At 68.4% G+C, this 9,754-nt stretch carries 10 protein-coding genes; 6 read left to right on the forward strand and 4 right to left on the reverse strand.

From position 1 onward, the window contains the following. Nucleotides 1–158 precede the first annotated feature (158 nt). Together GIW57_RS23200 and GIW57_RS23205 are read right to left on the reverse strand one after the other, a co-directional pair. Nucleotides 159–1,343 (reverse strand): MFS transporter, encoded by a 1,185-nt coding sequence (locus GIW57_RS23200; RefSeq protein WP_236513062.1) that lies wholly within the window; start codon nucleotides 1,341–1,343, stop codon nucleotides 159–161. Next, on the reverse strand, nucleotides 1,340–2,518 hold the full coding sequence (locus GIW57_RS23205) for a serine hydrolase domain-containing protein (RefSeq protein ID WP_236513064.1): 1,179 nt from the start codon (nucleotides 2,516–2,518) through the stop codon (nucleotides 1,340–1,342). Before GIW57_RS23205 ends, GIW57_RS23200 begins: the two co-directional genes overlap by 4 nt. Nucleotides 2,519–2,746: 228 nt before the next feature. On the opposite strand from GIW57_RS23205, the gene GIW57_RS23210 reads away from it, so the two are divergent. Together GIW57_RS23210 and GIW57_RS23215 are read left to right on the forward strand one after the other, a co-directional pair. Next, nucleotides 2,747–3,646, forward strand: a complete 900-nt coding sequence (locus GIW57_RS23210) for a LysR family transcriptional regulator (protein WP_236513066.1) — start codon at nucleotides 2,747–2,749, stop codon at nucleotides 3,644–3,646. A gap of 166 nt (nucleotides 3,647–3,812) precedes the next feature. Beyond that, nucleotides 3,813–5,420, forward strand: a complete 1,608-nt coding sequence (locus GIW57_RS23215; protein WP_236513068.1) for an ATP-binding cassette domain-containing protein — start codon at nucleotides 3,813–3,815, stop codon at nucleotides 5,418–5,420. Nucleotides 5,421–5,615: 195 nt separating this feature from the next. Here GIW57_RS23215 and GIW57_RS23220 read toward each other — a convergent pair whose 3' ends face one another. Next, nucleotides 5,616–6,944: a GTP-binding protein gene (locus GIW57_RS23220; protein WP_236513070.1), complete on the reverse strand. Its 1,329-nt coding sequence runs from the start codon at nucleotides 6,942–6,944 to the stop codon at nucleotides 5,616–5,618. A gap of 69 nt (nucleotides 6,945–7,013) precedes the next feature. Here GIW57_RS23220 and GIW57_RS23225 point away from each other — a divergent pair, with 69 nt between their 5' ends. Then, entirely contained in the window at nucleotides 7,014–7,385 is a 372-nt protein-coding gene (locus GIW57_RS23225; protein ID WP_089238366.1) for a MerC domain-containing protein, read from the forward strand. Nucleotides 7,386–7,461: 76 nt separating this feature from the next. Here the strand turns inward: GIW57_RS23225 and GIW57_RS23230 are convergent, their stop codons facing one another. Further along, a complete protein-coding gene (locus GIW57_RS23230; RefSeq protein ID WP_236513071.1) occupies nucleotides 7,462–7,746 on the reverse strand; it encodes a metal-sensing transcriptional repressor in 285 nt (94 codons plus the stop codon). Between the two features lie 46 nt (nucleotides 7,747–7,792). Here GIW57_RS23230 and dmeF point away from each other — a divergent pair, with 46 nt between their 5' ends. From dmeF to GIW57_RS23245, 3 genes are all read left to right on the forward strand, one after another. Next, complete coding sequence (gene dmeF, locus GIW57_RS23235; protein WP_236513073.1) at nucleotides 7,793–8,770, forward strand: CDF family Co(II)/Ni(II) efflux transporter DmeF; 978 nt, start codon at nucleotides 7,793–7,795, stop codon at nucleotides 8,768–8,770. Nucleotides 8,771–8,861: 91 nt separating this feature from the next. Further along, the gene (locus tag GIW57_RS23240; RefSeq protein WP_236513075.1) at nucleotides 8,862–9,278 is read left to right on the forward strand and encodes a hypothetical protein; all 417 of its coding nucleotides are present in this window, start codon (nucleotides 8,862–8,864) and stop codon (nucleotides 9,276–9,278) included. Between the two features lie 75 nt (nucleotides 9,279–9,353). Then, complete coding sequence (locus GIW57_RS23245) at nucleotides 9,354–9,677, forward strand: hypothetical protein (RefSeq protein ID WP_236513077.1); 324 nt, start codon at nucleotides 9,354–9,356, stop codon at nucleotides 9,675–9,677. Nucleotides 9,678–9,754 lie beyond the last annotated feature (77 nt).

Here is a 9,754-nt window from a genome sequence, read left to right on the forward strand (position 1 = left end):
CCTGCGCAGCCCACCCACCCGGCTACGGACACATTTCGTCAGCGCCTCACCACGCAAGAGAAAAAAAAGCGAAAGCAACAGCGGGTCGCTGCGCTCGCACGTCCTGCTCTCTGTAGTGCCGGCCGCTGGCCGGCAACCCCGTCACCGTTGAGTGACGCCTATGCCCAGGCCTTCGGTCGGGCCCACAGCCAGGCTGCACACACCGCCAGCAGCAGCAATGGCAACCAGGCCAGGTGCTGTGCACCGCTGGCCTGCAGCATCAGGCCGCCGCCGACGCCACCGGCGGCGATGGCAAGGTTCCAGCCGGTCACCAGCATCGATTGCGCGAGGTCGGCAGCGGCGCCGGCGCGGCGGGCCAGTGCGGTCTGGAACAGGGTTGGCACGGCACCGAATGCGACGCCCCACAAGATCGTCACCAGCAGCAGCACGCCCGGCGCGGCCGGCCACAGCAGCAGCGAAACCACCGCCAGCACGAAGCCGATCACGCTGGCCCATACCAGCGCGCGCAGATGGCGATCCACGCCCCAGCCGGCAATGGCGATACCCACGATCGCGGCGATGCCGAACGCCAGCAGCAGCCGGTCCAGCCAGCCGCCCGCGCCGGCCTGCACCGCCAACGGCTCGATGTAGGTGTACAGCACGTTGTGCGCCAGCACGTACAGCACCATCACCAGCAGCGTGCTGCGGATGCCAGGCATGCGCCAGACCGAACCCAGCGACATGCGCCGGCCGGCGCCGGCCGCCGGCAATGCGGGCAGCGCCCAGCGCGCGTAGCCGAGCAGCAGCACCGCCAGCACGCTCATCAACGCGAATGCCCAGCGCCAGCCGATCTGCTGGCCCAGCAACGTGCCGGCCGGCACCCCCAGCGACAGCGCCAGCGGCGAGCCGATCATCGCCACCGCGATCGCCCTGCCCTGCAGTTCCGGCACCACCATGCGCGCGGCATAGCCGGCCACCAGCGACCACAGCAGGCCCGCGCCCACGCCGGCCAGGAAGCGCGCCACCAGGGTCAGCACGTAGTCGTGGCTGAGCGCGGTCACGGTGTTGACCACCATGAAGCCGGCAATCGCCGCCAGCAGCAGCGGACGACGCGGCAGGCGCTGGGTCAGCGCGGTCATCGGCAGCGCAGCCAGCACCGAGCCCAGTGCGTACACACTGACCAGTTGGCCTGCCGCCGCGTCGCTGACGCCGAGACTCTCGCCCATCGGCCGCAGCACGCCGGCCGGCAGCGTTTCGGTCAACAGGGTGATGAAGCCACCACCGGCCAAGGCCAGCAGACCACGCCACGGCAAGCGCGTTGCCTCACCGGCCGGTGCCCCGGCGTCGATCGCGTGGCCGCTCATCGCGCCGTCTCCAGATCGGCGTACACCGCATCGCGCAGTTCATCCACGAACGCGCCATGCATGCCTTCGTACAGCGTGTTGGTCAGCGCGACCACGCTCAGGCCGCGCACCGGATCGACGAACCAGCTATGGCCGTAGGCACCGCCCCAGCGCCATGTGCCCACGGTCTGTGGTGTGCCGCTGGCTGCGGCATCACGCAGCACGGCAAAGCCCAGGCCGAAGCCCCAACCGGGCGGATCGATCGGTCCCAGCTCGCCCAGCTGAGGCGTTCCCATCTGTGCCATCAAGCTGTCCGGCAGCAGCTGTGAGACACGCGAATCGCGCAACGCCTCCAGCACGGTCATCACCTCGTCAGCGGTACCCACCAGCCCTGCGCCGGCTGACGGATATCGGTGCGGATCGGTCGCCCGCGCCAGGCTGTATTCGATGCCTACCGAGCCCTCGAACGCAGGCACCACCTCGCCCTCCTGCAAGCGATGCGGCTGCGGCACGTCACTCACATACGGCGTCGCCAAACGGCTGCCCTCGCCGGTGGCGAACGCGGTATCGCGCAGGCCCAGCGGCTGCGCCAACAGCCGCTCGAACAGCACCTGCAATGTCTCGCCTGTCGCCGCTTCAGCCACCGCGCCGGCCACGTCCACGCCCAGCGAGTACAGCCATTGGTTGCCCGGTGCGAACAGCAGCGGCGCCTGCGCGATGCGCTGCACGTTCTGCTGCAGCGTCACCGCGCTCGCATCCATGCCATCACTCACGCCCGCCTGCGCGTAAGGCCCCTCGGCATCGGCTTCCAGGAAGCGGTAGCCCAGTCCACTGCTGTGGCTGAGCAGCTGGCGCAGGCTGATCGGCGGCTGGCTGCCATCGGCCAGTGCCGGGCGGAATGCCGGCAACCAGCGCTGCACCGGCGTATCCAGGTCGAGCACACCCTCTGCCACCAGGCGCAGGATCACCGTGGTCAGCAGCGGTTTGCTCACCGAAGCCAGCCGGAACAGGTGGTCACGACGCATCGGCGTGTACGACTCACGATCGGCCAGGCCAGTTGCGCTGGCGTGGCGCAGCACACCGTGCTCGCGCACCAGTACCACCGCACCGACCAGGCGCTGCGGATGCACGGCCTGCAGCAGGGCGCTCACCGCGGGCAGTGCCGGTGCGGTATCAACAGGAAGGGCGAGTGTCATCGGGGTGATCCGTGGGGAGAGGTCCGCCACGGTAGGCAGCCCCGGCGCCGGCAAAAAGCGGGGCGGGGCTCCGTGCATCATGGACCGCAGGGTCCGCAATCGGCATGATGCCCGGAACCATTGGGCCGCAACGACCCGCCGAGCACCCGCACCGCACTGTTGCACCGGCTGCGTCATCGCGCATGTCGACCGCCGCCTACCCTGCCCTCTTTCGCAGCGACCCTCCCCATGTCCGTTCTCGACAACCTGGCCAACCTGCAGACCTTCGTCCACGCCGCGGACACCCGCAGCTTCGTCGACACCGGCCGCGTACAAGGCATCTCCGCCTCGGCCGCCGGCAAGTGCGTAGCCCGGCTGGAACAGGCGCTCGGTGTACGCCTGTTCCACCGCAGCACGCGCAGCATCACCCTCACCGCCGAGGGCCAGCTGTTCCTGGCGCGTTGCCGGCGCATCCTCGACGAGCGCGACGCCGCGCGCACCGAACTGGCCCAGCAGCATGCAACCCCCAGCGGCACCCTGCGCATCAGCCTGCCGCTGGTCGGCGACCTCACCCTGCCGTTGATGGCCGAGTTCATGGCCGCCTATCCCGATATCCGTCTGGAGCTGGATTTCTGCGATCGACTGGTCGATGTCATCGAGGAAGGTTTCGACGCCGTGCTGCGCGTCGGCGAGCCCAGCGACTCACGCCTCACCGCGCGCCGCCTCGGTGTGTTCCCGCGCCGCGTGGTTGCATCGCCGGCCTACCTGCAACGGCATGGCACGCCGCAGGTGCCGGCCGACCTGCTGCAGCACCGCCTGCTGCATTACCGCTTCCCCAGCACCGGCAAACTCGAACCGTGGCCGATCCTCTGGCCCGAGGGCGACACGGCACAGGAACTGCCGGTGCACCTGGTCGCCAACACCATCGAGGCGCGGGTGGCGCTGGCACTGCGCGACGGTGGCCTGGCGTTCGTGCCGGTGCATTCGGTACGCGATGCACTCGCTGACGGACGGCTGGTCACCGTGCTTGATGCGCACGTGCATTCCTGCGGCACGTTCCACCTGTTGTGGCCGTCGGGCCGCCATGTGCTGCCGAAGCTGCGGGTGTTCATCGAATTCGTCGGCGCGCGGCTGGATACGGTGCCGTAACGCGGCGCAGCGGCCGCGATCATTCAGCTGACGGCGCTATACTTCCCGCTCATTCCTCATAGAGGCTCGCGACCAATGCGCCAGTGATGCCGCCGTCTTCGCACTAGACGGCCCGACTCTTCCCGCCCCTGCGCGCAGGGGAGAACCAGGCATCCATGGAGGTCGCATGACTTCGCATTCCCTCACGCTCGATCGCGTGTCGTATCGGTTGGCCGATGGCCGACCGCTGTTTTCCAATCTGTCCTTTTCCTTCGAACCGGTGGCCACCGGCCTGGTCGGCGCCAATGGTGTCGGCAAGAGCGTGCTCGCGCGCCTGCTCGCCGGTCAGCTGTCGCCCGACGAGGGTCAGGTGCACCGCAGTGGACAGGTATTCCTGTTGCCCACGCCGGGCTACCCGCCACGTGGCACGGTCGGCGAACTGGCCGGCGTAGGCGCCGAACTGGCGGCACTGGCACGCATCGAGGCGGGCAGCGTCGATGCAGCCGACTTCACCTGCATCGGCGACCGCTGGAACCTGCGCGAACGCCTGCAACAGCAGTGGCAGGCACTGCAGCTGCCGACCGACCTTGATCCCGCGCAGCCCGCCGCGCGACTCAGTGGCGGCCAGGCGATGCAGGTCGCCCTGTCGGGTGCTTGGGCCAGCGGCGCGGACTGGCTGATCCTCGACGAACCCAGCAATCACCTCGACGCCCATCACCGCCGCCAACTGTATGCACAGCTGCAGCAATGGCAGGGCGGTCTGCTGGCGATCAGCCACGACCGTGGCCTGCTCTCGCAGATGACGCAGATCGTCGAACTGGACGCGCATGGCCTGCATCGTTATGGCGGGCCATGGCAGCACTATGCCGACATCCGTGCCGTCGAACGCGAGGCCGCCGCCGCCCAGCTCGACCACGCCCGCGCCCAGCACCGGCAGCAGCAACGCAGCGCGCGCGAACAGCACGAGCGCCAGCAACAGCGGCAGGCACGCGGCAACCGCGAGGCGCGCGAGGCCAACCAGGCACCGATCCTGCTCGGTCGGCAGAAGCAGCGCGCCGAAGCCAGCCACGGGCGCGCGCAGCAGATCCAGAGTGATCGCCTGCAGGCCAGCGCGGCGCAGGTCCGCGCCGCCGCAGCAGCGGTGCACGTGGCGCCGGAACTGGCGTTGTTCAGTGGCGAAGGCGAGCGTGGCCAAGCCCGTTTGCTGCAGGCCCATGACCTGGTGCTGCCGCGCGGCTGTCGGGCGCCACTGCAGCTGGAGATCCGTCGTGGCCAGCGCATTGCCGTGGTCGGCGACAACGGCAGCGGCAAGTCGACGCTGTTGCGCGTGCTGGCCGGCGAGCTGCCCGCAGACAGCGGGCAGGTGCAACGGCACGCGCCCTTGGCGCTCCTCGACCAGCAGCTGCTGAATCTACGCAGCCACGAGAGCATTCTCGACGCGGTGCAGGCCGCCCATCCCACGGCCGATCCGGCTGAGCTGCGCACGCGGTTGGCGTTGCTGGGCCTGGATGCACAGCGCATCCAGCGCCCGGCCAGCAGCCTCAGCGATGGCGAGCGGGTGAAAGGTGCGCTGGCCAGCGTGCTGTATGCCGATCCTGCCCCGCAGCTGCTGTTGCTGGACGAGCCGGGCAACGCGCTGGACCTGGCCGCGCTGCAGGCGCTGGAAGAACTGCTGGCGGCATGGCCGGGGGCGTTGCTGATGGTCAGCCATGACACCCACCTGCTGCAGGCCCTGCGGCCAACACAGGTGCTGCAGGTCGGTGATGCAGGTTGGCAGTGGCGCGATGCGTTGTAGAGCCGAGCCCATGCTCGGCTCCTGCCGGCTGGCATCCACGCATGGCGTGGATCTACTGGCTGGCAATGCGTCCACGTCCATCGGAAGGGATGCGCTGTAGAGCCCAGCCCATGCTCGGCTCGCGCCGGCTGGCATCCACGCATGGCGTGGATCTACTGCCAGCCGAGCATTCATCCACGCATGGCGTGGATCTACTCATCCACGCTTCCACACCGGGAATACCTGCGGCATCTGCTGCCACAGCAGAGGCCCGGCCTGCAGCTCGTCGTCGTTGAGCAGGCATGCATCCAGTGCCGAGCGCACCGCGCGCTCGTCCATGTGCACGCCGATCACCACCAGTTCCTGCCGGCGGTCACCCCACAGCGGGTGCCACAGGCGTGCCATCGCCGCGTGCGCTGCCGCGTCATGGAATTCCTGTGCATCGGGCAACGGCGCGCTCCAGCAGTCGGCCTGCTGCCGTGCCCAGCCCAGATCGCTGTAAGGCAGTGGCGTTGGCGGCAGCAGCGGCGTGGTGTCCTCCTGGCCAGCGCGCACACGCTCGCGCGCCGCATACCAGAAGCCCGCCGCCTGGGTGCGCGTGGCCGCGCCCACGCTGTTCAACTCACCCACCCAATCCATGCGGTTGGCCAGCCAGAACCAGCCTTTGCTGCGGATCACCCCGGGCATGCCGTACTGCAACGTGCGTGCGAAGCGGGCCGGGTGGAACGGCCGTCGCGAGCGGTACACGAAGCTGGCAATGCCGTACTCCTCGGTTTCCGGCGTGTGCTCGCCGCGCAGCTCCTTCACCCAGCCGGGAGCCTGCTGCGCACGATCGAAATCGAAGCGACCGGTATCCAGCAGCTCCGCAAGCGGCACGTCGCCGAAGCGGGACAGCAGCAGCTTCGCATCGCGGTTCAAGCCGCGCAGCACCGCCAGCGTGTCCTGCAGCAGTTCCTCTTCCACCTGGTCCACCTTGCTGACCACGATCACGTCGGCAAACTCCACCTGCTCGCACAGCAGGTCGACCACGCCGCGGTCATCGTCCGGCCCCGCCTGCTGGCCACGCTCGGCCAAGCGCAGCGTCGAACCGAAATCGGCCAGGAAGGCACTGCCATCCACCACCGTCACCATCGTGTCCAGCCGTGCGATATCGCTCAGGCTGAAGCCGTGCTCATCACGAACCGCGAAGGTGGCCGCCACCGGCATCGGCTCGCCGATGCCGGTCGATTCGATCAGCAGGTAGTCGTAGCGGCCGCTGTCGGCCAGGCGCCGGACCTCCTGCAGCAGATCATCGCGCAGCGTGCAGCAGATGCAGCCGTTGCTGAACTCCACCAGCGTCTCTTCGGTGCGACGCAGCTCCGCGCCGCCGTCGCGAATCAGCTGCGCATCGATGTTGACCTCGCTCATGTCGTTGACGATCACCGCCACCCGCAGGCCATCGCGGTTGCGCAGGATCTGGTTGAGCAGGGTGGTCTTGCCGGCCCCAAGGAAGCCGGAGAGCACGGTGACCGGAAGGCGACGGTCGGCGCGGGAAACAGTGTTCATGTCGGAGCGGGTTGGCTGCGGAACGGAAATGTTACTGTATAACAATTGTCGCGCAAGGAACCTCCCCGCATGAAGTCGCCCTCCGCCGCCCTGCTTGATGCCGGTGCCGTCGCCCTGTCCAGCCTGTGCCTGCTGCACTGCCTGGCACTGCCCCTGCTGGCGGCCGCGCTGCCGCTGTTCGGCGTGTGGGCCGAAGCGGAATGGGTGCACCTGGTCTTCGTCGCCATCGCGCTGCCGATGACCGGCTTCGCCCTGTGGCGGGCCGAACGCCGCCATCCTCTGCCCGCACTGGCGTGGCTGAGCGCCGGTATCGGCCTGGCCCTGTTGATGGCTGGGGCGCTGGCGCTGCCCTCGCACGCGTGGGAGACCCCGCTGACGGTCACCGGCAGCCTGCTGCTGGCCGCCACCCACATCTGGAACGCGCGGCACCGGCATCGGTAGTGCCGGCTGCTGGCCGGCAACTGCAGGCTACGTCCGCAGTTCATGAGGTGGCCGGCCAGCGGCCGGCACTACCTGGCTATTTGCCGTAACGCCGCAACAGCTCCACCAGCACCTCGGCTTCGGCCGCCCGCTGGGCCGGGTCTTCCGCGCCCACCACGTGTTCCTGCAGGTGCTCGTGCAGCAGCTCCATCAACAGGCTATGGGCAGCGCCACGCACGGCGGCCACCTGCACCAGCACGTCGGCGCAGTCGCCTGCCTCGCCCTCTGGCGTGCTCAATGCCTGCTCCAACGCCGCCACCTGGCCGCCGATGCGACGGACCCGGGTCAGCAGCTGCTTTCGATTCCTGTGTACATGCGCCATGACCGGATCATATACCCTATGGGGGTATCCATCCATCACTGCCGCCATGCACCTGGACGCCCTCGCCGCTGCCCGCCGCCACGAACACCGCTTCGACGACGGCAACCCGCTGGCCGAACGCAATACCCGTCGCGCGATGTGGCTCACCGTCAGCATGATGCTGGTCGAGATCGTCGGTGGCTGGTGGTTCAATTCCATGGCCGTGCTCGCCGACGGCTGGCACATGAGCTCGCACGCACTGGCGCTGGGCCTTTCGGTGTTCGCCTACCGCTGTGCACGCCGCTATGCACACGATCCACGCTTTGCCTTCGGCACCTGGAAGATCGAGATCCTGGCCGGCTACACCAGCGCCATCGCCCTGCTTGGCGTTGCTGCGCTGATGGCAGTGCAGTCACTGGAACGGCTGTGGGTGCCCGCACCCATCCACTACAACGAGGCCATCGCCATCGCTGCGGTCGGCCTGGGCGTGAACCTGCTGTGCGCGTGGTGGCTGCACGACAGCCCCGGTCACGCGCATCACCATCATGGCCACGGACACGGGCACGACCATGGCGATCATCATGGGCATGACCACGATCACGACCATTCGCACGGGCACGACCTCAACCTGCGTTCGGCCTACGTGCACGTGCTGGCCGACGCCGCCACCTCGGTGCTGGCCATCGTCGCCCTGCTCGGCGGCAAGCTGCTTGGCCTGACCTGGCTGGACCCGGTGATGGGCCTGGTCGGCGCGGTGTTGGTCACCGTGTGGGCGATCGGTCTGCTGCGCGACAGCGGCCGCATCCTGCTCGACGCGCAGATGGACGCGCCGGTGGTGGCCGAGGTGCGCGAAGTGATCGAGCAGGGTCCGTGGCCGGCACGCCTGGCCGACCTGCACGTGTGGCAGGTGGGGCGTGGCAAATATGCCGTCGCCGCCAGCGTGGTCACCAGTGATGCCACGCTCGATCCGGACACCGTGCGCCAGGCGCTGGCGATCCATGAAGAGCTGGTGCACGTGACCGTGGAGATCCATCGCAGCACGTGACCCGGGCGGGGCGCGGTTCTTGCCGAAAATCTGTACCGGGCGCCACCGCGTGCTGCCTACACTGGCCGCACCTGCCCCGTCGGGACATCCCATGCGCGCGCTCCGCCTGCTGCTGCCCGCTGCCCTCCTGCTGCTGGTGGCCTGTTCCGGCGACACCCAGCTGCCGTTCTCTTCCGACCCGATGCTCGGCTGCTTCGCCACCAGCCCGCGCAAATCCGCCGAGTTCCGCATCGAAAAGGAAGGAAGCCAGTACTTCGTGTCCTTCGAGCGCGATGGCCAATGGCAGCGCGAACCCAACGCGCTGTACAAGGCCAGCCGCAGCGACATCCAGCAGTACTTCCGCGACGACGCCGACCAGATCGACAGCGCACTGATCCGCATGGCAGGTGGCTTCGGCATCTTCCACGTCAAGGATGGCGCCACGTTGAAGGCCCGGGCACGCGACAGCGACTACATGGCCCTGCTGCTGATCGGGGCGGGGCCGGTGTATGCGGTGAAGTGCCAGTAGCGGCCAGATTGCAATTCTTCCCATGGCGTCGGCGATGCCGCTGGCACACGCTGCCGGTTTCGAGGAGGAATACCGATGCTCTTTCTTCTCCTGCTGGCCGCTGGCACCGCAAAGACCCAGGGTGCTTATGACGAGGTGCGCGAGACCGATGACGGCGACGTCGTGGTGATGCGTACCTTCGACTGGGAAATCGAAGGGGAACGCGCCGAGCGTGTAACCGTGCACTGGTTGCTGCAGGAAGACGGCAGCATGCGCTACGACTTCGACCGGCAGCCAGCCGCCACCCAGGATGCCCATCGCCGATCTTGCGCATTGGAGGGCATGCAGCCCTCACGAGGTGTCGGCATGATCTCAGGAGAGGGAACCATCCACGGATTCAGCTGCACCGACCTGCGGTAGCGCCGCGCCCATGTCCGGCTCGGCTGCACAGCGCCTGCGGTACCATGCCCTCCCCCGAACCACCCCAGTACCCACTG

It is taken from the genome of Stenotrophomonas sp. PA-6-5C (assembly GCF_021605635.1).
GTDB lineage: Bacteria > Pseudomonadota > Gammaproteobacteria > Xanthomonadales > Xanthomonadaceae > Stenotrophomonas > Stenotrophomonas lactitubi.